Source organism: Nocardia sp. NPDC005366 (genome assembly GCF_040606855.1).
In the GTDB taxonomy this organism is placed as follows: Bacteria; Actinomycetota; Actinomycetes; order Mycobacteriales; family Mycobacteriaceae; genus Nocardia.
Genome location: NZ_JBEXFQ010000002.1, coordinates 357,482 through 380,271, shown reverse-complemented (window position 1 = coordinate 380,271; position 22,790 = coordinate 357,482). Strand labels below are relative to the sequence as shown.

Here is a 22,790-nt window from a genome sequence, read left to right as displayed (position 1 = left end):
CGATGGCTGATCCGACCGGTCGCGAGGCCGTCGCCGCCGTCTGGCGAATCGAATCGGCGCGGATCGTGGGTGCGCTCGCGCGCTATACCGGTGATTTCGCGCTGGCCGAAGACCTCGCCCAGGAGGCGCTGGCCGAGGCATTGGTGACCTGGCCGCGGCAGGGAGCGCCGCGCAATCCCTCGGGATGGCTGCTCACCGTCGGTCGTCGCCGTGCGATCGATGCGTTCCGCCGCCGTTGCGCCTTGGACGACAGGTACGCCGCCCTTGCCCGCGATCTGGGAGAGGGCGGCGTCGCCGCGGGAAGTGACCGCGCACAGGCGGATCAGGACGGTGACGATGTGCTGTGGGACCCGGACCAGATCGATGACGACATCCTCGCCCTGATGTTCATCTCCTGCCATCCCGTGCTGTCACGGGAGGCACAGGTGGCGCTGACCCTGCGCGTGGTCGGCGGCTTGACCAGCGACGAGATCGCCAAGGTGTTCCTGGTTCCGACCGCGACCGTGCAGGCCAGGATCACCCGCGCGAAGAAGACGCTGGGGGCGGCGCGGATTCCGTTCGAGGCCCCGCCCGCCGAGGAGCGCCGCGCCCGGCTCGGTTCCGTGCTCAGCGTCGTCTATCTGATCTTCACCGAGGGCTCCTCGGCCAGTTCCGGCGGCGAGCTGATTCGGTTCGACCTGGCGGGCGAGGCGCAACGTCTCGCGCGGGTGCTGGCCCGATTGATGCCGAACGAGCCGGAGGCGCACGCGCTTTCGGCGCTGCTCGAACTCACGGCCGCGCGTTTCCCCGCGCGCACCGGGCCCGACGGTGAACCGGTGCTGCTCGAACGGCAGGACCGCCGCCGGTGGGATCGCGCCGCCATCGCCAGGGGGCGCGCGGCCCTGGCGCGCGCCGCGCAGATCGGCAGGGGTTTGGGGGTGTACGGCCTACAGGCGGCGATCGCCGAATGTCATGCGGTCGCCGCCTCGGTCGATGACACGAACTGGGAGCGGGTCGTCCTGGTCTACGAAGCGCTCGGGCGTCTGGCTCCATCGCCGGTGGTCGACCTCAACCGGGCGGTGGCGGTTTCGATGGCGCAGGGACCGGGCGCGGCGCTGCCGATAGTGGACGAATTGGTCGCGACAGAGGCGCTGGCGAATTCGCATCTACTGCCGAGTGTGCGCGGGGAGTTGCTCACGCGCCTCGGTCGCACCGAGGAGGCGCGGACCGAATTCGAGCGCGCGATCGGGTTGTGCGCGAACGAGCGGGAGCGGGTGCTGCTCGGGCGCAAACTCGCCGATCTCGGGTGAGCATCGGCACCACTGCGCGAGGGCGGCCGGGATGCCGATCGTCCGGGGATCAGTCGGACCCTTCGTCGTCGCGATCCGCCGCCTTGCCCGAGACGCGGATGACCCCGGCGTCGAGGTCGAGTTCGACGCGCGGTCGGTGCTGCTCACCGTCGCCGGACTGGCTGCTCTCGTCGGTCAGCTTCTTGCCGGGGAACAACTCTCCGAAAACGCCCACGAATCCACGATAGCTCGCGCCGCGCACCGGCTTTCCTCCCTCAGCCAGGTTTCGTCGGTCGCCAGCGCCCGATACCGGCCGCGGCCACCGTCATTGCCTGATGCTCAACCAGCCCTCCATGAAGGCGTGGTAGCGGCAATAGAACGGGTGCGAGCCGATTTCGCTGGGTGCGGTGAATGTGATGGTTCGATAGGCTTCGACCTGCTCGTCGAAGAGTCCGGGGCGTCTGCTCGTGACGCTGTGCCGGACCGCGTCGTGGTTGACGACGGTGACGACCGCGCCGGGAGTGATCGTCGGCAGCGAGCTGAAGGCGAGATCGTCGATGGTGATGGTGACGGCGGATATCGGAGCGGGAGCGGGCGGCGGAATCGCGAGCGGCTGCTCGGAGGAGGAATCGCAGGCGGCAATCGAAACCAGTGCGAGTATTCCGCTCACCGCGAATCCCCATCCGGACCGTGCTCCGCGGTGACGAAGACGTGCTGGCACGGCTGCCTCCTGACGCGCGGTTCCATCCTGGTGTCACATGGTAAATGCCCGAGCGAATGTATTCGGCCGAACTTCGGATGACATTGCCTGAATTAACTCCGTCGAATACGGGCGCATGAATATGGCCGCCGCACAAGATGCGGCGGCCATTTCGTTACCGGATCGACGTCATTCCACGACTTCGACGATGTCGCCGGGGGAGAGATGTTTGTAGGTCGCTTCTGCGCCTTCGGGCGTCATCCGGATACAGCCGTGCGACTGTTCCTCGATCGGCCCGATATGGGTCGCGATATCGCCGTTGAAGAAGACCGCCCACTTCATCGGCGCATTATGCATCGTGCTCCAGTGGTCCTCCTTTTTGAACGCGACGCGGAACCTGCCGGGGGGTGTCTCGTAACCCGGCCGACCGTGGGAGATCGGGGTCGGGCCGTATGTCACTTTCCCGTCCTCCATCAACCAGCCCTCGTTGGTGGAAAGCCGCAGGCAGAACCGTGCATCGGCGGCACATGGCGCGTATACCGGCGCGGGTGGCGGCGGTGGGATCAGTGCGGGCAGACCCGGCACGTCCGGGCCGCCCGGCCACAGTGGCTCGGCCTGCGCCGTCGCGGTGAGAGTGAAGCCCGCCGCCGCGATACCTGCGAGAACGGCATATCCAGCCGCCCGTCCGCGTGATTTCTTGATGCTCATGAGAACCCCTTTTCCCGCTGCCCTCGTGTCGCTTTGCGAGGGTGATGCGTCCAGTACGTCGCCGAATATAGAGGATCGTCGTGAAGAACGAGCGATCTGTGCGGATCCAGGTCGGGATAATCAGTTTGCGCATCGCCTGCGTGATTTTATCGGGTGGGCAAGTCGGGGCAGTTCATTTTCCGAAGAAAGGAGTGGTACACGCCGATATTGCGATTCCCGCCCGAAACGTGAGCTATGTCGGTATTGTGACCGCACCGAACTCGAGGAGGTTTCCGATGCAACGACGCATCTCGGTTCACGCGCTGTGGCGCCACATCCGTCGCGGCCTGCTCCTGTACGGCGCGAGCGTCGGCGGCTCGATGCACTGCTACCAGGAATCGGTGCGCGAAGAGGCCGAGGCCAAGGCGTGGGATTGGTCGATCCCGAATCAGTGGTACGACATGGCCCATCGGGACTGAGTGTCGAGAACCGACGGGGGTGTCCCCAGAACCTCCGCCCAGATAAGTGGGGGGTCCGAATCACGTAACCGGTGAATGTTCCCGCTCGATGTCGCAGTTGATCAGCTACGACCGGCGGAGGACGTTGTGAATCATCTGGTGAGACTGGCGGTACCCCTTTTCGCGGTGCTGCTGCTGGCGGGCGGGGTGGCCGGGGTGGCCGCGGGCGCGCCCGACGGCTTGTGGCATTGCGAAGTCGGTTCCGGTCGGGTGCCCCAGACCGCGATACCCGAAGAGGTGGGCATCGATTCGGCCGCACTGGCCGCCGCGGTGGCATTCGCGTCGGATCCGACGCGCAGGAATGTCCAGGTCTTCCGGAACAACTGCCTCATCGCGACGGGACCGCACAACGCGGAAACCGGTGGGCAGCCATGGAATATGTGGAGCGTGACCAAGAGTGTGGTCGCCATGGTCGCCGGTATCGCGATCGACGAGGGACGGTTGCGGCTCGACGATCCGATCGGGGCGCACCTGCCCGCCGGACTCGGTGACGAGGCGCACCGGGCGATCACGGTGCGGAGTCTGCTCACCGAGTCCTCCGGTATGCAGGTCGCGGTCGCGTCGGAGGGCGTCACCGGACTCGTGCAACTCGATCCGAATGTGGTGGCGCAGGCCATGGCGATGCCGATCGAGCATCCGCAGGGCACCGTGTGGCAGTACAGCCAGCGTGCCGTCGACCTGCTCGCCTATGTGACGCAGCAGGCGGTCGGCGAAGATCTTCAGGCATTCGCGCAGCGGAAACTGTTCTCCCCCTTGGGTATCGAGCGCACCGACTACCACTGGGGCCGCGACCGCAGCGGGAACACCTACGGCTACGCCCACCTGATCCTGCCGCCCGACGATTTCGTCAAACTGGGGTTGCTCGTCCTCAACAAGGGCGCATGGCGCGATCAGCAGGTCATCTCGGCCGAATACCTCACGCGGGCGACCGAACCCTCGCCCGCGAATCCCTGCTACGGATTTCTCTTCGTCGTGAACGGTCCCGGTTGCGAAGTCCTGTTTCCCGGACTGCCGCCGGACGCGGTGCAGATGTCGGGCATGCTGCGCCAGGACGTCTTCATCGCGCCGAGTCTGGGGCTGGTGATCAGCTGGACGGGTGTCACCGTGCCCGGCGGGTCGGTCAGCTTCCCCCACGATGTCCTGCGCAACACCGCGGCGGCCTTCCGTGAACCGCGTCTGGCCGACCCCGGCCCGTATGTTCCACGCGAGGACATCAGTCTCATGGATCCGACGATCTCGAATCCGTCCACCACCCTCGCCGCCTTCGGCATCGGTCCCTCCGCCTATCCGGGGTGCGGCCCGGTGAGCTGCCTCGGGAAACCGCTCGGTCCGCCGATCGCCGGTTGGCCGCCGGGCTGTTTCGTCCTCGGCTGTATCGGCCCCGACCCGCAGACACCGGGAATTCGTTGAGGCCGAGGGGGTCACGATGCCGAGCGGTGCGCGCCCGTCTTCGCGGTGCGGTCCCCGGCGGAGCGGGCGGCTCGGATGGTTGACCCGGCCCGCCGCGCCGGGCATGGTGGGTCCATGGGCAACGCGGAGGTTCGGGCGGGCGTCGAACTGACCAACCTGGACCAGCCGCTGTTCGACGGCGCGCAGGCCACCAAACGGGACCTGATCGACTATCTCGAGACCGTTGGTGAGCGCATGGTGCGGAATCTGCGGGATCGTCCGTTGTCGGTGGTGCGGATCCGGCCCGGCCAGGAACCGTTCATGCAGAAGAATCTGCCCAAGTACACGCCGGAGTGGGTACACCGGGTGACGATCTGGGCGGACAGTTCCCGGCGCGAGGTGTCCTATGCCCTCTGCGACGATCTGCGCACGCTGCTGTGGTTCGGCAATCAGCGGGCGGTCGAGTATCACACCACGTTGCTGCTCGCCGAGCACACCGCGGGCCCGACTCATCTCGTACTGGATATCGATCCGCCGCCCGGCGCGCCTTTTCGCCAGGCGGTGCTGGCCGCCGCGCTGATCCGGCGGGCACTGGCCGACGACGGGTTGGCCGGCGCGGTGAAAACCAGTGGGGCCAAAGGGGTTCACATCTTCATCCCGGTGACCGCGGGCCTTCCCCTCGAGGATGCCGCCGCCGCCACCCGTGCGATCGCGGCCCGCGCCGAACGCATCGATCCGGATCTGGCGACCACCGCTTTCATCCGAGAAGACCGCGGCGGCAAGGTATTCCTCGATTCGACCAGGGCGGGTGGTGCGACGGTCGTCGCCGCCTACAGTCCGCGGGTGCGCCCGGATGCCACCGTTTCGTTCCCGGTGCCGTGGGCCGACCTCGAGAATGTGACTCCGGCCGATTTCACCATCCGCACCGCGCCGGGACATCTCGGCGACCGCGATCCGTGGGCCGCGGAAATGCCGACCCCGCAGATCCTGCCCGCCGACCTGATCGAGGAGGGCCACACCATCCCCGTCGCCAGGGTTCAGGCCATGCACGAGGGGAAGCGTCGCGCGCGGGCGCGCCGCGCGGAGTAGCGCCCGGCGCGATCCGGCGATTCTCCCGCGCGATCACGCGGGATTGTGAACGCTGATGTCGGGCCGGTGAGACAGGAGTGGATCGTGGAACCGATCGTCGCGGTGACCGGGGGAAAGATCCGGGGCAGGAATATCGACGGAATCAGCGCGTTTCTCGGGGTCCCGTACGCGGCGGCTCCGGTGGGTGAGGCGCGTTTCCGGCGACCGGAACCGGTCGAGGGCTGGGCCGGGGTGCGTGAGGCCGGTGCGCTCGGTGCGACCTGTGTTCAGGGGCCCTATCCGCCCGCGATCGAGGCGATTCTCGGAACCTACACCGTGTCAGGCCCGGAATACCTGAATGTGAATGTGTGGACGCCGGATCCGGGTGGCGCGGGCCTGCCGGTGATGGTGTGGATCCACGGGGGCGCTTTCCTGCACGGATCCAATGCCGTGCCCGTATACGACGGGGCCGCCTTCGCCCGTGACGGCGTCGTGCTGGTCGCGCTCAATTATCGGCTCGGCGCTTCGGGTTTCGCGGTGCTCGATGGCGCGCCGCCGAACCGGGGTCTGCTCGATCAGCTGGCCGCGCTGGCCTGGGTGCAGGAGAATATCCGGGCATTCGGCGGAGATCCCGGCAATGTCACCGTCTTCGGTGAATCGGCGGGCGGGATGAGCGTCGCATCGCTGCTCGCTTCGCCCGCGGCGCGCGGGCTGTTCACGCGGGCGATCATGCAGAGCGGTAACGGCGGCGTGGTGGCCACCCTCGATGACGCGCGGTTGCTCGGCGGCGCGCTGGCCGACGCGCTCGGACTGCCCGCGACGGCGCGAGCATGTGCGGCGGTGGCGCCCTCGGTGCTGCTCGCCGCGCAGGAGGCCGTCGCCGCCGATATCGGTCGCGATCCGAATCCGGCCCGCTGGGGACGGTCGGTGCTCGCGCGCGGGGCGGGCATCATGAGTTTCTTCCCGACGCTCGACGGTGAACTGCTCACCGAAGAACCCGCCGCGGCCATCGCCGCGGGGTCCGCGCGCGGCATACCGCTGCTCGCCGGATGCACGGCCGAGGAATTCCGGCTGTTCACCGTCCCGACCGGTCTGGCCGCCGCGATCACCATGCGGCGGCTGCCGTTCGCCCTCGCGCGCTTCGGCATCGATGCCTCGGTGATCGAGCATTACGCGGCGAATCGGCCCGATGCCACCGGCGGCGATCTACTGGCCGCTATCGTCACCGACGCGGTGTTCCGCAGCCCGACCAGGGATATCGCGTCGGCACACGCCGCCGCGGGAACTCCCGCCTACCTCTACGAATTCGCTTGGCGGCGCGCCGATCTCGGCGCGATCCATGCTCTCGAGGTACCCTTCGTCTTCGACACGCTCGCGGCCGGTCCCCGGCTGACCGGCCCGAATCCGCCCCAACGCCTCGCCGACGAAATGCACGCGGCCTGGATCGCATTCGCCACCTCCGGCGACCCCGGTTGGCCTCGCTACGCCGACGGCGAACGGGTGATGAACTTCGACGACCCGGCCTCCGCGCTGATTCCCGACCCGCGCCCCGACGAGCGTGCCGCACTGGCATCCGCTCTCGCGCACTGAGTCCTGCGGTATCGGTGGCCCGTCGGCCGTTCGACCGCCATAATCCGATGAGATGTGCAATGTTGTTAGAGCTCAACAGCATTGAGAGGGAAACCCGAGGTCGCCGAAAAGGCGCCGGTAAAAGGGGGTGCGGCGAGTGATGAGGTCGTCGAACACGTCCGATCCCACGCGTGGTGTCGGCGCGCTGCGTACGGGCGCCGCCCGTGGTCGGGGGCGGTCTGGAGCGGTTCCGCTGTGGCCGGGAATGATTCCGGCGTCCGGGGAGGCGCCGTCGCGCACACTACCCTCGTCGCGGGCTCTGCCCCCGCCGCGCACGCTGTCGCCTGGACGCACGCTCCCCGCGTCGAAAGGGCGTCAGCGCAGGCCGACGCGTCGCCCCCGCCGCAGATCCTGGCTGGTGGGATCGGTGGCGTTGGGTGCGTCGCTCTCGGCCGTCGCGGTGGTGATGGTCTACTCCGGCGCGGTGACAACGCCGCGCCAGGCGGCGACGGCCGCCGATCCGGTGCTCGGGGGTGGGCCGGGCTGCGAGCCGACCCGGACCGACCAATTGGTGCGCGGCAATGGCGTCGGCTCCACGGCAACCGGTCCCGAGACCATCCTCGCTTTCCAGCACGCCTATTACGTGAGCCGGTCGGGTGCGCAGGCGCGCGCACTGACGACCGAGAACGCCGCGGTACCGACGGCCGAGGTGATCGGCGCGGGTATCGCCTCGATCCCTCCGGGAACACAGCACTGCGTGCTGATCACTCCGCTGGCCGACGGTCGCTTCGACGTGGTCATCACCGAACTGCGCCCCGCCGCCCCCGCCCGCACGTACCGCCAATTCGTCACCGTCGCCGCGGGTTCGAACGGCATGGCCATCACCAAGATCGCGGCGCCGTCCTGAGACGTTATCCGCGACCCCGCTCGGATCAGGGGCGCGGTCCTGGCCCGCGGATCGCCGCCCACACCGGCCCGTCAGCGCGGACATCGGCTCAATCTTTCGGCAAAGATGCTGGTCAGGTCGATTTCGAAGATTTTCTCGAATCGAGAGGTGTCGATCGCGTTCGCCGGGGTATCCGGGCGTCGCCGAGCTCGAGACGGAACGAGGGATATCGGATGAGTAGGACACCAGCTTCTGCCGAAGGAACGCACAGCGCCGCCCGTCGGGACAGCTACGACGATATCGAGCCGTGGTTCGACAAGTTGGCCGCACTCGACGCGGACGACCCGCACCGGTCGAGCCTGCGCACGCAGATCGTGGAGCGGTGCCTGCCGCTGGCCGAGCACATCGCGCGCAAATTCTCCGGGCGCGGCGAGGATTTCGACGACCTGTTGCAGGTCGCCAGGCTCGGCCTCGTCCAAGCCGTCGACCGCTACGACGTGTCGCGCGGCGCGACTTTCCTCTCTTTCGCGGTGCCGACCATCATGGGTTCGGTACGCAGGCATTTCCGTGACGGCACCTGGGCGCTGCGGGTGCCGCGCCGCGCCAAGGAGGTGCAGGCGCTGATCCGTCCTGCCATCGAGGCGCTGTCCCAGCGCCTGGGCCGCATGCCCACCGCGCGCGAGATCGCGGCCGAACTCGACCTCGACGTCGTCGAGGTGACGCAGGCGCTGATGGCCGCCAACGCCTACCAGACCAATTCCCTCGACGCCGTCGCGAGCTCGTCCGATGAGCAGGCCCGCCCGTCGATCGCGGACACGCTCGGCGCCGAGGAGCCCTCCTACCGGCTGCTCGAGGACGCTTTGGCGGTGCGCCCGCTGCTCGCCGCGCTGCCCGAGCGGGAACGCCGGGTGCTGGTGATGCGGTTCTTCGAGAACAAGACCCAGGCGCAGATCGCCGACCGCCTCGGCGTCTCGCAGATGCAGGTGTCGCGCATCCTCACCAGAACCCTGAAGAAGCTGCGGGAACAGGCGCTCGGCGACGACCAGGAGTATCGGGTCGCCTGAGCGAGGGACGGCCGCGAACCGACGTCGGCCCGCTGAGCCTCATGAACCGGCGCTTGCCGCACTGGATATCGGGATGTCGGCGCGAAACAGGTTGTCCCAGCGGCGGTCCAGCCGCTGTTTCGCCTCGGGCAGCGCCACCGCGCCCAGTGTGCCGTCGTCGTCCTCGGTGAGCAGTTCCAGCTCCCGGAGTGTGCGCAGCCCGCCGCCGATCTCGAAGTCGAAGGTTGTTTCCCACCGCGCGCGGAACCAGTTCTCTACCCGCTGATCGAGTGCGGCCGCGGTCAGTGGGCGGTCGGCCGTGCGCAGGAAGTGGTAGGCCAGGATGGTTTCCTTCACCTCGGATTCCTCGGCAGCGTCGAGCAAATGGTGGAACACTCCCGCGTCGTTGTCGAGATTGCGGAAGTAGAGGTGTTCCGACAGCGTCTTCATCAGCGTGATCTTGCGGTTCTTGAATTTGGAGAACTGTCGCACCAGGTATCCGCCGAAGGCCGCCACCCCGGCGCCAAGGGTGACCAGCGCGGTCTGATCGAGCAGCACGGATTCCTCGCGTAGCCCGAGCCAGAACGCCAGCAGCAGTACCAGCAGTCCCAGCGAGGCGATCAGTTTGGTGACGAGAACGATGATCCCGGAGATCACCGCGGGCACACCGATCAGCAGCTTGTCCAGCGGCCGCATCCGCACTCGGACTCTCGGGTACAGCATCTCGAGGTCATTTCTCGGTACGTTCTGGAACATCTTCAGCAGGACGCCGCCGTTCGGCCGATCCGCGGTCGCCTGCGGGCGCTCGGTGAACGCGATGTACACGAGAACCTTGGAGTAGCTGGTGAATTCGACGCTGCGTCGCCGCAACCCGTAGAGCCACTTCACCTTCTCGGTGCGCTGCGCTACTCCGCGCCGGAAGAACATCGCCGTGTCGATATCGTCGTCGTCGATCTCCAGTCGCACCTTCACCAGTGAGTGTTCGGCGAAGGAGCGCTCGATCTCGGCCGCGTCGATGCGGGTGAAGTCGGCGGCCTCGGCCAGCGCGACGAGTTCACGTTCCACTGTCGCCCGTGCCGCCGCCCGATCCCGAGGTGTCGCGGCACGGATCGTCCGCTCATCCTCCGCGGGATCGACCAGTTGATAGGCGTCGAGCACCGAGTCACCGCGCACATGGAATCGGTGATGCAGCAAGGCCGCCAATAGACGCGCGAACTCCAGGAACGACGCGCGCTCCGCATCGGGCAGTTCCTCGGCACACAGCGAGATCACCGCGCTCTTGCGAAACGGCAGGAAGTGTTCGGCGTCCATCGGCAACTCCTCTCGGCGGGCACGCCCGTCGGCCATCACCATCAGAGGATGCGGACATCGACCGCGCACCGCGCGGGTACACACAGCGGAGCAGCAGTGTAATGCACAGCCGTGCGATGACTTTCAGGTCAGCCCGACGACCGCCGTAGCGCGTCCGAAGATCTTCTTCCCGCCGTATGTCGCGGTGAGCGCGATGACCGCCGTACGGGTGCTCGGGTCGACGGATTTGACCTTGCCCTGGAATTCGACGACGCTGCGGCCGTCGGCGCCCACGTACACCGGGCTCGTCATCCGCACGCAGTACTGCCGCAGCGCACCCGGATCGTCGAGCCAGGTGGTGACGAAACCCGCGCCGAGCCCCATGGTCAGCATGCCGTGCGCGACGACGCCGCGGTCGAGGCCGACGAGTTCGGCCGCGCCCGAATGGAAATGGATCGGATTGGGATCGCCCGAAACACCGGCGTAGTTCACCAGATCGCCGAGGGACAGCTCGACCCTGCGCAGTGGCAGTTCCTCGCCGGCCGACACCGTGTCGAAGGCGCGTGCGCGCGGGCCGGGCGCAGGCGCGGCAGGTTCGGGCAGCGGTGTCGGCCACCGCAGGAGTCGGGCCGGGCTGCTCATGTCGTGACGCTCGATCGCGGCCAATCCGGCGGCGATCCTGTCGGCCTCACCGGCGGCGTCGGACTGTGCGATCACCGAGGTGTAGGCCATGACGACCAAATCCTCGTGCTGGTTGGTGATGGCGTTCTCGATGACGATCATGTCGCCGCCGAACGCCGAGCGGAACGAATGCAGCGAGACATTGCTGGTGATCTCGTCGCCGACGAGAATCGGCCGGTGATAACGGAAGACCTGGTCGGTCTGCACGGTGGTGGTCATATTGATGCCGACGAGGACTTCGCTCATGGCCTTCTGGACCGAACCCATGAGCAGGCAGGTGAAGGTCGGTGGTGCGGGCAGGGCCGGATAGCCGTATGCCGCGGCGGTGTCCTCGTCCCAGTGCACGGGATGGAAGTCTTGGACGGCCCGCGCGTACTCCCTGACCTTCTCGCGCCCGACCAGGTAGCTGTCCTGGATCCGGAAACGCTGCCCGACGCGCGAGCGGATATGAGATATCGGCTCGACCTCACCGCGCGCCATCTCGACGACCTCCATCATCGAACTCCTCTCCCGGTTGCCATCGACCCACTATCGGTGGCAGGCACCCATTTGCCGAATGGGCGCGCCGACTACGCGCTGTAGCCGCCGTCGACATCGAGTTTCTGGCCGGTGATGAAATCCGCGCGATCGGAGGCGAGGAAGCAGACGGCTTCGGCGATGTCCTCGGCGTCACCGAAGCAGCGCAGCGGGATATTGGCGCGGGCGATCTCGAGGGCGTGATCGTCGAGTTCGCCGGAGCCGATCAGGCGTTCGGCCATGCCGTCGGTGGTCATACCGGGGCCGACGCAGTTGGCGCGCACGCCGAAACGGCCCTCCTCGGTCGCGATGCCGCGGATCAGGGCTTCCACCGCGGCCTTCGGTGTCGTGGACAGCCCGTCCCGAATAGGGAATCGGGTGGTTGCCGCACTGGTGACGGCGACGATATTGCCCCGGCTCGCCCGCAGATGCGGCAGTGCGGCGTGCACCGCGTTGAAGAAGCCGACGGTGTCGGTGACCAGCTGCTGCCGCAATTCGTCGGGGGTGACGCGGCTCAAGTGCACCATGGGCACGTGGGGGCCTGCCGCGTAGATGAGCGTGTGGATACCGCCGAGGTCGGCGGCCACTTCGGCGACGACAGCCGCGGTCCGCGCCGCGTCGGTCAGATCGAGTTGCCAGGATCTGGCGGTGCGACCCAGCGCACCGGCGGTATCCACCAGGTCATCGAGCCGGCGCGGTGACCGGAAGTAGGTCAGCGCGACATCGCTGCCGCGTTCGAGCAGCAGGCGTGCGGTGGCCCGGCCCAGGCCGCCGCTGGCGCCGAGGACGAGCGCGACACCGGATCGGTGACCGAAATCGTTCATCTCTACCTCTCGGTGCGGGGGAACGATCGTCAAGTGCGCGCAGACGATGCCCGCTCCCTATTGATAGCGCACCCACGCGACCCAAGCAAGTGCTTGGTTGACCGAGCGGTGCGGCCAGCCTCGCCGCGGCGGGCCCTCCCGAGAAGTCGGTGTGCGCTCAGTCCTCCGCGACGACGACGGTGACGTCGATATTGCCGCGAGTGGCGTTGGAGTACGGGCACACCGAATGCGCCTTGTCCGCCAGGGCTTGCGCCTCGTCGCGGGACAGATGTGGCAGCGACACCTCGAGGGTGACGGCGAGTTGGAAACCGCCGTCGGCGTTCGGGCCGATGCCGACCTTCGCGCCGACCGCGGAGTCGGCGGTATCGGCGTTCGCGGCTTTCGCGACCAGTCGCAGTGCCGAATGGAAGCAGGCCGCATAGCCCGCCGCGAACAGTTGCTCGGGGTTGGTGCCCTCGCCGTCGCCGCCGAGTTCCTTCGGCATGGCCAGGTTCACGTCGACTCGGCCGTCGGTGCTGCGGGCGTGTCCGTTGCGCCCGTCGCCGGTCGCCAGGGCCTCCGCGGTGTACAGAACCTTCATGGGTCGGACTCCTTCTGTGCGGCTGATTGGTTACCGACAATACGGTAGCCAGCAATTAGATTGTGTACAATCTAAATCGCGGTGGTCCGCGTCACAAAACGTTCGCTGAAAGCCTTGAGGATGAAGTTACATACCGCGTATCTTTGTTTCATTCACCTGGTGAGGGCGCTGGTCGAGGTGACGGCGCCCGATGTTTCAGGAGGCGGTATGCGGCGTGGAATCCTGGCCAGGGCGGTGACATCGGCCGGTGCGGACGCGCCGGTGGGCACCGCCGAACGCATCCTGGATGCCGCACTCGCGCAGTTCGAGACCGTCGGGATCAAACGCACCACGGTGGAGGACATCACCCGTCGTGCGCGGCTCGCGCGAGTCACGCTGTACCGGCATTTTCCCGGTAAGGACGACATCGTCGAGGCCGTGATCCTGCGCGAGATGGGCCGTTTCCTCATCGCGCTGGAGATGGAAATGGCGGGTTTCTCCTCGACCGAGGACAAGCTCACCGAGGGTTTCGTCTTCTCCGTAGCGTTTCTGCGCGAGAACACGCTGCTGAATCGGTTGCTGGAGATCGAACCCGATTCACTGCTGCCCTATCTCACCACCGACGGCGGCAGTCTGGTCGATACCGGGGCCACGTTCCTCGCCGTGCAACTGGCGCGCGACGCCATGGAGGATCGTTCGGGCGCGGAACTACAGGTCGTCGCCGAACTCGCCGTGCGCATCATGTTGTCGTTCCTGCTCACTCCGTCGCGCAGTATCGCCATCGACGACCCGGCCGACGCGCGCGCCTTCGCGCGCCGCCACCTCAATCCGCTGCTACTGGACCACGCGACCGACGCGCACCGGGTTGGTGTCGAACAATGACCGCCCGACTATCGCGCCGCAACAGCTTTCCCATCATGTCGCCACGTTCGACGAGGAGCGTCGCGATCGATCGATAGAGGAGGACTGCCATGGTGGCACTCCAATCCCGCAAGAGCCGCGTCCCGGAGAACGGGCTGTTCGTCGAGATGCCGAACGGCCTGCTGGACCGGGCCGTTCGATGGATACCCGAACGTCGCGGCGTACTCGCCGAGCCGCCGCCCGGTAGCGGTCTCAAACCGGTGCCGGGACATGCCGGACTGCCGTGGATCGGTGATTCGCTGCAATCGCTGCACTACGGGTCCGCCTATACGCTCGCCATGGTCGAACGCTTCGGAAAACTGGTGTGGTCGAGGGGATTCGGCCGCGATATGGTGCTCGCGGCAGGCGGCGAGGCCATCGACTCGGTGCTCGGCAATCGCGACAAGGCATTCATCACCGGGCAGAAGGATCTCATCGACCCGTTCTTCCACGGTGGTCTGCTCCTGCTGGATTTCGACGAGCATCGGCTGGATCGGCGCATCATGCAGCAGGCATTCATGCCAGACCGGCTGCGCGCCTACTTCACCAGGGTTGCCGAACTGGCCCAGGAGCGGATCGGGCAATGGCCGACCGGAGAGCCGATCAAGCTGTATCCGTCGGTGAAGAAGCTCTCGATGAATATCGCCGCCGATGTCTTCATGGGCGTGCGGCTCGGGCCGGAAGCCGACCGCCTCGCCTCGGCATTCGAAGCGATGCTGCTGGCCTGCGAATCGCCTCTGCGATTCCCGGTACCCGGCAGTCGGTGGAAGTCCGGGCTGCGTGGACGCCGCGAACTCGAGCAGTACTTCGCGCAGATGTTGCCGGCCAAGCGGACCGGCGACGGTTCCGACTTCTTCTCGGCGCTGTGTCATATCGAAACCGAGGACGGCCAGCGCTTCAGCGACCGCAAGGTCATCGACCACATGATCTTTCTGCTGCTGGCCGCGCACGACACCTCGACCATCACCGCGACCGTCGCGACCTACTTCCTCGGCAAGCATCCGGAATGGCAGCGGCGCGTTCGCGATGAATCCCTCGCGCTCGGCGCCGGCCCGCTCGAGGTGGACGCGCTGAATTCCCTCACCTCGCTCGACCTGGTGATCAAGGAATCGATGCGCATCATCGCGCCGGTGCCGTTCATCATGCGCAAGGCCGTCAAGGACGCCGAGGTCGACGGCTATTACGTGCCCGCGGGCTCGAATGTGGTGCTCGGCGCCGTCGCCAACCACTTCCTGCCCGAGTACTGGACCGATCCGTGGAAATTCGATCCCGACCGCTTCGGCCCGGAACGTCGCGAGGACAAGGCGCATCGCTACGCCTGGATGCCCTTCGGGGCGGGTGTGCACAAATGCATCGGCATGTACTTCGCCATGCACGAGGTCAAGGTCATGCTGCACACGCTGCTGTGCGGCTACGAGTGGGATTTCGCCGCGGACTACGAGATGCCGTGGCAGATGAGCGCCCTGCCGTTCCCGAAGGACGGTGTGCCGATCACGCTGCGCAGGCGCGGGTAGGCCCCGCGCGGCGCTAGGCGGACGTGCCGTCGACGAGGAACATGTAGCTCTTCTCCTCGACGCGCTCGGCGATCCGCCACGCGCCGTCCACGCGGACCAGCGTGTCCAGGTACCACAGACCGCACAGCATCAGGGCCTTCGCGCCGTCCTGGCCGGGGACGAGCATGGGGTTGTGACAGATGGTGCGCGCGGTGGCGGCATCGCCGTCGACGGTGATGGAGGAGGCCGCGACCAGGTGCTGGAAGGCGGGGAAGTTCGGCATGACCTGGGCGAGGAACCGCTTGGTCTCGGTGAGGTCACCGGCCGATCCGCCCATCGCCGAATAGTCGACGCGGGCGTCGGGGGTGAAGACGTCGTCGAGCAGATCCCACTGCTCGGTGTCGACGGCGTGGGCGTAGCGAACCATCAGGTCCTGGATCTCCAGGCGGTCGGAGATCTCTTGCAGCGATAACACGGGTGCCTCCAGGGGGTGCGGAGCGGGCCTGCGCAATGGCACCAGGGGTGCGGCCCGGTGCGCAAGAGGTGCGATCCGCGCGGCATATCGGGGGTGTTCGCGCGACGCGGATCACTATTTCGAAGTGATCCCCAACACATAACGACGCTATAACGACATGTATGTCATTCATGACTTTTGCGTCTCGAACTGCATTGATGTCCGAGTGTTGACCGGATGGTCAAGAATTAGTCACCGTTATCGGTGCGTGATCTTTCGCGAACTCTTGGTTATGTTGGTTCTCAGCCCGGATCACCGAGATGGGCTCGAACTCGAATCGCCGAACACCGTAATCCTGCCCCACGGTTCGAGAATCCCCGACATTTCCTGGGGGCAGGGTCCTGGTTGAGGTAACGCCGGGTCGGAAGGGCGCAGGCAGGAAACTTCGAATGTCGCATAACAAGATCAGCACCCGTGTCCTCGGATTCGCCTCGATCGTGGGCGCCCTCGTAGCCATCCCGCTGGGCCTCTCCTCGGCTACCGCTTCCGCCGCAGGTCACAACTGGGATGCTGTCGCACAGTGCGAGAGCGGCGGCAACTGGGGCACCAGCACCGGAAACGGCTTCAGCGGTGGTCTGCAGTTCACCCCGAGCACCTGGGCCGCCTACGGCGGATCGGGCTCGCCCGAGAACGCCAGTCGCGAGGAGCAGATCCGCGTGGCCGAGAACGTGCTCGCGGGCCAGGGTCCCGGTGCTTGGCCGGTATGCGGCGCGTACCTCTGAGTCTCGCACCGCTACTGACTAAGTCATAGCATTCGCTCGACGCCCATCGATTTATTCGGTGGGCGTCGAGCTATTTGTCCGTTATACGCGCTGTAAATAGCGAAGACCTGTTGAATCGAATAAATCTAGTGTGGCCGCATATCGGTGATGGGCCGTATCACAAGACGGTACGCGGTCTGTGAGCCGCCCCCGGTGGCTCGGTGTCTGCCCGCGCCGAACGGGGCGAGCCGTTCGACCAGGGGCGCATCGACCAGGTTTGCGTGTCCCGGCCCGCATGGCCTGTTCTTCCTCTAGCGTTGGCACGGTTGTGACGCCGAGAGGGGCTGCGAATGCGATCGGGGATGCTGGGACCGACGGAATTGCGGGAGCGGATCGAATCCGGCGAACTCGACACCGTATTGGTCGCCATGACCGATATGCAGGGCCGGTTGCAGGGTAAGCGTTGTTCGGGCCGGTACTTCCTGGACGAGGTGCTCGACCACGCCACCGAGGCCTGCGACTATCTGCTCGCGGTCGACGTCGAGATGAACACCGTCGACGGCTTCGCGCACTCCTCGTGGGAAACCGGCTACGGCGATTTCGTCCTCAGGCCCGATCTCGCGACGCTGCGCCTGGTGCCGTGGCTGCCCGGTACCGCCCTTGTGCTCTGCGATATCGAGCGGGTGCGGCCCGAAGGTGAGCCGGTGCGGGTGTCACCGCGCCAGATATTGCGGGCGCAGCTGGCTCGGCTGGCTGCGCACGGGTTGCGCGCCTACGTCGGCACCGAACTGGAATTCCTGGTGTTCGACGACACCTACGAATCGGCCCGCGACAGCGGCTATCGAGGACTGACCCCCGCCAACCAGTACAACGTCGACTATTCGATGCTCGGCACCGCTCGGCTCGAACCGCTGCTGCGCCGCATCCGCAACGACATGTCGGGTGCGGGAATGTACGTCGAGTCGGCGAAGGGGGAATGTAATCCGGGGCAGCACGAGATCGCCTTCCGCTACGACGAAGCGCTGGTGACCTGCGACAACCACAGCATCTACAAGACCGGGGCCAAGGAGATCGCCGCCCAGGAGGGGCGCAGCCTCACCTTCATGGCGAAATACAATGAGCACGAGGGTAATTCGTGCCATATCCACCTCAGCTTGCGCACGATGGACGGCGAGCCGGTCTTCGCGGGTAACGAACCGGCCGGTACCTCGGCCCTGATGCGGCATTTCCTGGCCGGTCAGCTGGACTGCCTGCGCGAGTTCACCTATCTGCTGGCCCCGAATATCAACTCCTACAAACGATTCGCTCCGGGCAGTTTCGCGCCGACGGCGTTGACCTGGGGTGTTGACAACCGCACGTGCGCGTTACGTGTCGTCGGCGGGGGAGATTCCCTGCGGATGGAGAACCGCATTCCCGGCGGTGACGTGAATCCGTACCTCGCGGTGGCGGCCACGATCGCCGCCGGTCTGCACGGCATCGAGCACGCACTGCCGCTCGAGCCGGAGTTCCACGGCAACGCCTACCGTTCGCAGCGGCCACGGGTGCCACGGACGTTACGGGAAGCCGCGCAACTCTTCGGTGACTCCACGGTGGCGCGCGCGGCCTTCGGCGATGATGTGGTGGAGCACTACCGGAATGCGGCACAGGTCGAACTCGACGCCTTCGACGCCGCGGTCACCGATTGGGAGCGAACCCGTGGCTTCGAACGACTCTGACGGTCCCCGTCCCGTCATCGGCCTGCCCACCTATCTGGAGCGCGCCGCTTTCGGCGCGTGGGACACCCTCAGCGCCGTCCTGCACCACAGCTATGTCGCCATGGTGGAGCGGGCGGGCGGGATACCGGTACTGCTGCCGCCCGCGGGCGTCGCGCGCCCGGAACTGCTCGCGCGGCTCGACGGTCTCGTACTGACCGGCGGGGCCGATATCGATCCCGCCCGGTACGGCGCGCCCCCCGCGGCCACCGCGTTCGGGGGATACACCAGGGCCGATCGCGACGATTCCGAATTCGAGCTGTTCCGGCTGGCCCGCGCGGCGGAAATGCCCGTGCTCGCGGTGTGTCGTGGTCTGCAACTGGTCAATGTGGCGCTCGGCGGAACACTCGTCCGGCATCTGCCCGATGTAGTCGGACACGAGGGCCATTCGGGTGGTTCCGGCTCTTTCACACTCGTGGACGTGACGACCACACCGGGCAGCCGGGTGGCGGGGATCATCGGGTCCGCGCTCCGGGTGCACTGTCACCATCATCAGGCCGTGGATCGGCTCGCCGCCGGGTTGGTCGCGACCGCGCACGGGGCGGACGGCACCATCGAGGCGGTGGAGGCATCGAGCGGTCCCTTCCTGGTCGGCGCGCAATGGCATCCGGAGGAGAATGCCGCCGACGATCGCCTGATGCGGGCATTGGTCACCGCGGCGGTAGCGCGAGAGGAGCGAGCGGCGTGACAACGGCACAGGTGATCAATCCGGCGACCGAAGAGGTCGTGGCGGCGATCGAACTCGCCGACGAGGCGGCGACCGACGCCGCCATCGAGCGTGCCCGGTCAGCCGCGCCGGGCTGGCGCGCTATCGCCCCGGAGGACAGGGCTCGATTGCTGCGCCGTTTCGCCGACGCCGTCGACGACGATCTAGAACATCTCGCCCGGCTCGAGGTCGCCAACGCCGGTCACACCATCGCCAACGCCCGATGGGAAGCGGGTAATGTGCGCGACGTCCTGCACTACGCGGCGGGAATCCCGCAACGATTGCTCGGCAACCAGATTCCGGTCGCGGGCGGAGTCGACATCACTTTCCACGAGCCACTCGGCGTGGTCGGGGTGATCGTGCCGTGGAATTTCCCGATGCCGATCGCCGCGTGGGGATTCGCTCCCGCACTGGCCGCGGGGAATACGGTGGTGCTCAAACCCGCCGAATTGACTCCCCTGACCGCGATCCGCCTCGGTGAACTCGCCCTGCGGGCCGGTCTGCCGGAGGGCGTGTTCCAGGTCGTGCCGGGTAGCGGCGCGGTCGTCGGGCAGCGGTTCGTCACTCATCCCGCGGTGCGCAAAGTGGTTTTCACCGGGTCAACCGAGGTGGGCAGACAGATCATGGCCGGGTGCGCCGCCCAGGTGAAACGGGTGACGCTGGAACTCGGCGGCAAGAGCGCCAATATCGTCTTCGCCGACGCGGACCTCGAGCGCGCGGCGGCCACCGCGCCGTACGGCGTCTTCGACAACGCGGGTCAGGACTGCTGCGCCCGTTCCCGTATTCTCGTGCAGCGCAGCGTTTTCGATCGATTCCTCGAACTGCTGGAACCGGCCGTCGCGGGCGTGCGGGTGGGTGATCCGAATGAGGAGGCCACCGAGATGGGCCCGTTGATCTCGGCCGCGCACCGGGCGCGCGTTGCCGGGTTCATCGAGCCGTCGACGAAGATCGCCTACATCGGAGCCCGCCCCGACGGTCCCGGATTCTGGTATCCGCCGACGGTGGTGCTGCCCGCGGGACCGGACGACCGGCTGCTGACCGAGGAGATATTCGGCCCGGTGGTCGCGGTACTGCCCTTCGAGGACGAGACCGACGCCGTCCGGATCGCCAACGACACCGAGTACGGTCTGTCCGGCTCCATCTGGACCAACGATGTGGGGCGGGCGCTGCGGGTGGCGCGCGGGGTCGAGGCAGGGAATCTGTCGGTGAATTCCCATTCCTCGGTGCGGTATTGGACGCCGTTCGGCGGATACAAGCAGTCGGGTCTCGGGCGTGAGCTCGGTCCCGACGCCGCGATCGCCTTCACCGAGACCAAGAACGTCTTCATCGCCACCTAGCAGTACCGGGCTTTCCGAAAAGGAGATGCGTTGCAGCGCTTACAGGATCGAGTCGCCGTCGTCACCGGCGGCGGGAGCGGTATCGGCCTGGCGACGGTGCGCCGGTTCGCTGCCGAGGGCGCCACGGTCGTCGTCGCCGATATCGATGCCACGGCGGGCGCGGCCGCCGCGCGGGAGGTGGGCGGTACGTTCGTGCGGGCCGACGTCACCGACGAGGATCAGGTGCGCGCGCTGTTCCGCACGGCCGTCGATACCCACGGCGGTCTGGACATCGCCTTCAACAACGCGGGAATCTCACCGCCGGAAGATGATTCGATTCTCACCACCGGTCTCGACGCCTGGCAGCGGGTGCAGCAGGTGAATCTGACCTCGGTCTACCTGTGCAGCAAATACGCGATCGAGCACATGCTGGCACGAGGCCGCGGTTCGATCATCAATACCGCCTCGTTCGTGGCGGTGATGGGCGCGGCGACATCGCAGATCTCCTACACCGCGTCCAAGGGCGGCGTGCTGGCGATGAGCCGGGAACTGGGCGTGCAATTCGCCCGTCAGGGCATCCGGGTCAACGCGTTGTGCCCCGGTCCGGTGAACACGCCGTTGCTCCGGGAACTGTTCGCCAAGGATCCGGAGCGTGCGGCCCGTCGCCTCGTCCACATCCCCGTCGGCCGTTTCGCCGAACCCGAGGAGATCGCGGCCGCGGTGGCCTTCCTCGCCAGTGACGATTCCTCGTTCATCACCGCCTCCCAATTCCTGGTGGACGGCGGCATTTCCGGGGCTTATGTGACCCCGCTGTAGGAGCGGGCGCGGCTCGTATCCGCCGCCGCTGTGACGTAGATCGCTATTTCCCATATCTCCGCAGGTATCCGCTGCTGTGCGGGGGCTCTGTCGAGCGCGCCTGTTGTTTGCCTCGGGTGCAACGCGGGTATCGGTCGTTGTCGTGCCGGTTCTGGGAAAGCCCCGGAACCGGCCGTACCGATCGAGGTCCGCGGGACAGGGCCGGAAGAGGAGACGCGATGACCGACAATTCCACGGAGCAGGGGCAACTCCGTCGCTCGGTCGCCGCGTCGGCCATGGGCAATGCCACCGAATGGTTCGACTACGGCGTCTACGCCGCCACCGCGACCTACCTCACCGATGCCTTCTTCCCCGGTGATCTCGGCACCATCGGCACCATGCTCGGCTTCGCGGTGTCATTCGTCCTGCGCCCCCTCGGCGGCATGGTCTGGGGCCCGCTCGGTGATCGAGTCGGCCGAAAGGCCGTGCTGGCCACCACGATTCTGCTCATGGCCGCCGCCACCGGCGCCATCGGGCTCGTGCCGAGTCACGCCACCATCGGGGTGGCCGCGCCGATTCTGCTGATTCTGCTGCGCGTGGTGCAGGGCTTTTCCACCGGCGGTGAATACGGCGGGGCCGCAACCTATCTGGCCGAATGCAGTACCGATCGCAAACGCGGCTTCCTCGGTAGCTTCCTCGAATTCGGCACACTCGGCGGATTCGTCGGCGGCTCGGCGGTGGTTCTGGTCTGCCAGCTCGCGCTCGGTTCGGACGCCATGCGCGACTGGGGGTGGCGGATCCCGTTCCTGCTCGCCGTGCCGCTCGGACTGATCGGCTGGTATCTGCGGTCGCGCCTGGACGAATCCCCTGTTTTCGAAGAAGTCGCGGACAACCCGAGCCCGCCGGGCGGACTGCGCGAGGTGTTGACCACCTATCGCCGCGAAACCCTGACGCTGGCCGGTCTCGTCGTCGCACTCAATGTCGTGAACTACACCCTGCTCACCTATCAGCCCACCTACCTGGAGAAGACCATCGGGATGGGGGAGTCGGCCACCACCGCGATGATGCTCACCGGGCAGGTGGTGATGATGCTGGTGCTGCCCTTCTTCGGCGGTCTGTCCGACCGGGTCGGGCGACGTCCGATGTGGTTGTTCTCCCTGGTCGGGCTCGCGGTGCTCGCGGTGCCGATGTACTGGCTGATGGGACAGGGAACGCTGTGGGCCATCACCGGTTTCATCGTGCTGGGACTGCTCTACGTGCCGCAGCTGTCCACCATCAGCTCGACCTTCCCCGCGATCTTCCCGACCCACGTGCGCTATGCCGGGTTCGCACTCGCCTACAACGTGTCCACCGCGGCGTTCGGCGGCACCGCGCCGCTGGTGAACGAAGCCGTGATCGAGGCGACCGACTGGGCGCTGTTCCCCGCGCTCTACATGGTCGGCGCGTCCCTCGTCGGCCTGGTCGCCTGGTCCTTCCTGCGGGAGACGGCAGGCACATCGCTGCGCGGTACCGAGGTACCCGACGCCGAGACGCCGACGACCCCGATCCCCGTGCGGGCCGCGACCTGACCCCGCCTGCGGCAGGTATTGTCGAGATCGCGGGCGGGTAACTGTCTC

Annotated in this window: 23 protein-coding genes; 15 read left to right on the top strand and 8 right to left on the bottom strand. The window is 66.9% G+C overall.

Features of this window, described 5'->3' with window-relative positions; genetic code table 11:
• Nucleotides 1-2: 2 nt before the first annotated feature.
• On the top strand, nt 3-1,289 hold the full coding sequence (locus ABZS43_RS04050) for a sigma-70 family RNA polymerase sigma factor (protein WP_355034301.1): 1,287 nt from the start codon (nt 3-5) through the stop codon (nt 1,287-1,289).
• Between the two features lie 49 nt (nt 1,290-1,338).
• On the opposite strand, the gene ABZS43_RS04045 is transcribed toward ABZS43_RS04050, so the two are convergent.
• The 3 genes from ABZS43_RS04045 to ABZS43_RS04035 form a co-directional block, all read right to left on the bottom strand.
• Nucleotides 1,339-1,530 carry a hypothetical protein gene (locus ABZS43_RS04045; protein ID WP_355034300.1) on the bottom strand — a complete coding sequence of 64 codons (192 nt, stop codon included), beginning with the start codon at nt 1,528-1,530 and terminating at the stop codon, nt 1,339-1,341.
• A gap of 63 nt (nt 1,531-1,593) precedes the next feature.
• Entirely contained in the window at nt 1,594-1,938 is a 345-nt protein-coding gene (locus ABZS43_RS04040) for a plastocyanin (RefSeq protein ID WP_355034299.1), read from the bottom strand.
• Between the two features lie 219 nt (nt 1,939-2,157).
• Complete coding sequence (locus tag ABZS43_RS04035; RefSeq protein WP_355034298.1) at nt 2,158-2,676, bottom strand: L,D-transpeptidase; 519 nt, start codon at nt 2,674-2,676, stop codon at nt 2,158-2,160.
• An 80-nt stretch (nt 2,677-2,756) separates the two neighbouring features.
• Here ABZS43_RS04035 and ABZS43_RS04030 point away from each other — a divergent pair, with 80 nt between their 5' ends.
• The 6 genes from ABZS43_RS04030 to ABZS43_RS04005 all read left to right on the top strand — a co-directional run bounded on the left by ABZS43_RS04030 (nt 2,757) and on the right by ABZS43_RS04005 (nt 9,149).
• Nucleotides 2,757-3,134 (top strand): hypothetical protein, encoded by a 378-nt coding sequence (locus ABZS43_RS04030; protein WP_355034297.1) that lies wholly within the window; start codon nt 2,757-2,759, stop codon nt 3,132-3,134.
• 126 nt (nt 3,135-3,260) lie between these two features.
• Nucleotides 3,261-4,583: a serine hydrolase gene (locus ABZS43_RS04025; protein WP_355034296.1), complete on the top strand. Its 1,323-nt coding sequence runs from the start codon at nt 3,261-3,263 to the stop codon at nt 4,581-4,583.
• A gap of 114 nt (nt 4,584-4,697) precedes the next feature.
• Complete coding sequence (locus ABZS43_RS04020) at nt 4,698-5,651, top strand: ATP-dependent DNA ligase (RefSeq protein WP_355034295.1); 954 nt, start codon at nt 4,698-4,700, stop codon at nt 5,649-5,651.
• 84 nt (nt 5,652-5,735) lie between these two features.
• A complete protein-coding gene (locus ABZS43_RS04015) occupies nt 5,736-7,220 on the top strand; it encodes a carboxylesterase family protein (RefSeq protein WP_355034294.1) in 1,485 nt (494 codons plus the stop codon).
• A gap of 406 nt (nt 7,221-7,626) precedes the next feature.
• Entirely contained in the window at nt 7,627-8,106 is a 480-nt protein-coding gene (locus ABZS43_RS04010) for a hypothetical protein (RefSeq protein ID WP_355034293.1), read from the top strand.
• Nucleotides 8,107-8,318: 212 nt separating this feature from the next.
• The gene (locus tag ABZS43_RS04005; protein WP_355034292.1) at nt 8,319-9,149 is read left to right on the top strand and encodes an RNA polymerase sigma factor SigF; all 831 of its coding nucleotides are present in this window, start codon (nt 8,319-8,321) and stop codon (nt 9,147-9,149) included.
• Between the two features lie 39 nt (nt 9,150-9,188).
• Here the strand turns inward: ABZS43_RS04005 and ABZS43_RS04000 are convergent, their stop codons facing one another.
• The 4 genes from ABZS43_RS04000 to ABZS43_RS03985 all read right to left on the bottom strand — a co-directional run bounded on the left by ABZS43_RS04000 (nt 9,189) and on the right by ABZS43_RS03985 (nt 13,019).
• Nucleotides 9,189-10,439, bottom strand: a complete 1,251-nt coding sequence (locus ABZS43_RS04000; protein ID WP_355034291.1) for a TMEM143 family protein — start codon at nt 10,437-10,439, stop codon at nt 9,189-9,191.
• 123 nt (nt 10,440-10,562) lie between these two features.
• Nucleotides 10,563-11,594 carry a fused (3R)-hydroxyacyl-ACP dehydratase subunits HadA/HadB gene (locus ABZS43_RS03995; protein WP_355034290.1) on the bottom strand — a complete coding sequence of 344 codons (1,032 nt, stop codon included), beginning with the start codon at nt 11,592-11,594 and terminating at the stop codon, nt 10,563-10,565.
• A gap of 74 nt (nt 11,595-11,668) precedes the next feature.
• Nucleotides 11,669-12,439 carry an SDR family oxidoreductase gene (locus ABZS43_RS03990; RefSeq protein WP_355034289.1) on the bottom strand — a complete coding sequence of 257 codons (771 nt, stop codon included), beginning with the start codon at nt 12,437-12,439 and terminating at the stop codon, nt 11,669-11,671.
• 157 nt (nt 12,440-12,596) lie between these two features.
• Nucleotides 12,597-13,019 carry an organic hydroperoxide resistance protein gene (locus ABZS43_RS03985; RefSeq protein WP_355034288.1) on the bottom strand — a complete coding sequence of 141 codons (423 nt, stop codon included), beginning with the start codon at nt 13,017-13,019 and terminating at the stop codon, nt 12,597-12,599.
• A 207-nt stretch (nt 13,020-13,226) separates the two neighbouring features.
• Between ABZS43_RS03985 and ABZS43_RS03980 the strand changes: the two genes are divergently transcribed.
• Both ABZS43_RS03980 and ABZS43_RS03975 read left to right on the top strand, forming a co-directional pair.
• Nucleotides 13,227-13,880: a TetR family transcriptional regulator gene (locus ABZS43_RS03980; RefSeq protein ID WP_355034287.1), complete on the top strand. Its 654-nt coding sequence runs from the start codon at nt 13,227-13,229 to the stop codon at nt 13,878-13,880.
• An 89-nt stretch (nt 13,881-13,969) separates the two neighbouring features.
• Complete coding sequence (locus ABZS43_RS03975) at nt 13,970-15,412, top strand: cytochrome P450 (protein WP_355034286.1); 1,443 nt, start codon at nt 13,970-13,972, stop codon at nt 15,410-15,412.
• A gap of 13 nt (nt 15,413-15,425) precedes the next feature.
• On the opposite strand, the gene ABZS43_RS03970 is transcribed toward ABZS43_RS03975, so the two are convergent.
• Nucleotides 15,426-15,866 carry a nuclear transport factor 2 family protein gene (locus tag ABZS43_RS03970; protein WP_355034285.1) on the bottom strand — a complete coding sequence of 147 codons (441 nt, stop codon included), beginning with the start codon at nt 15,864-15,866 and terminating at the stop codon, nt 15,426-15,428.
• Between the two features lie 428 nt (nt 15,867-16,294).
• On the opposite strand from ABZS43_RS03970, the gene ABZS43_RS03965 reads away from it, so the two are divergent.
• The 6 genes from ABZS43_RS03965 to ABZS43_RS03940 all read left to right on the top strand — a co-directional run bounded on the left by ABZS43_RS03965 (nt 16,295) and on the right by ABZS43_RS03940 (nt 22,742).
• Entirely contained in the window at nt 16,295-16,627 is a 333-nt protein-coding gene (locus tag ABZS43_RS03965) for a transglycosylase family protein (RefSeq protein ID WP_355034284.1), read from the top strand.
• Between the two features lie 341 nt (nt 16,628-16,968).
• Nucleotides 16,969-18,321: a glutamine synthetase family protein gene (locus ABZS43_RS03960; RefSeq protein ID WP_355034283.1), complete on the top strand. Its 1,353-nt coding sequence runs from the start codon at nt 16,969-16,971 to the stop codon at nt 18,319-18,321.
• Nucleotides 18,302-19,045 (top strand): gamma-glutamyl-gamma-aminobutyrate hydrolase family protein, encoded by a 744-nt coding sequence (locus ABZS43_RS03955; protein WP_355034282.1) that lies wholly within the window; start codon nt 18,302-18,304, stop codon nt 19,043-19,045. Before ABZS43_RS03960 ends, ABZS43_RS03955 begins: the two co-directional genes overlap by 20 nt.
• Nucleotides 19,042-20,400 (top strand): aldehyde dehydrogenase family protein, encoded by a 1,359-nt coding sequence (locus ABZS43_RS03950; RefSeq protein WP_355034281.1) that lies wholly within the window; start codon nt 19,042-19,044, stop codon nt 20,398-20,400. Before ABZS43_RS03955 ends, ABZS43_RS03950 begins: the two co-directional genes overlap by 4 nt.
• A gap of 30 nt (nt 20,401-20,430) precedes the next feature.
• On the top strand, nt 20,431-21,195 hold the full coding sequence (locus ABZS43_RS03945) for a 3-oxoacyl-ACP reductase (RefSeq protein WP_355034280.1): 765 nt from the start codon (nt 20,431-20,433) through the stop codon (nt 21,193-21,195).
• A gap of 218 nt (nt 21,196-21,413) precedes the next feature.
• Nucleotides 21,414-22,742: an MFS transporter gene (locus ABZS43_RS03940; protein WP_355034279.1), complete on the top strand. Its 1,329-nt coding sequence runs from the start codon at nt 21,414-21,416 to the stop codon at nt 22,740-22,742.
• Nucleotides 22,743-22,790: the final 48 nt, after the last annotated feature.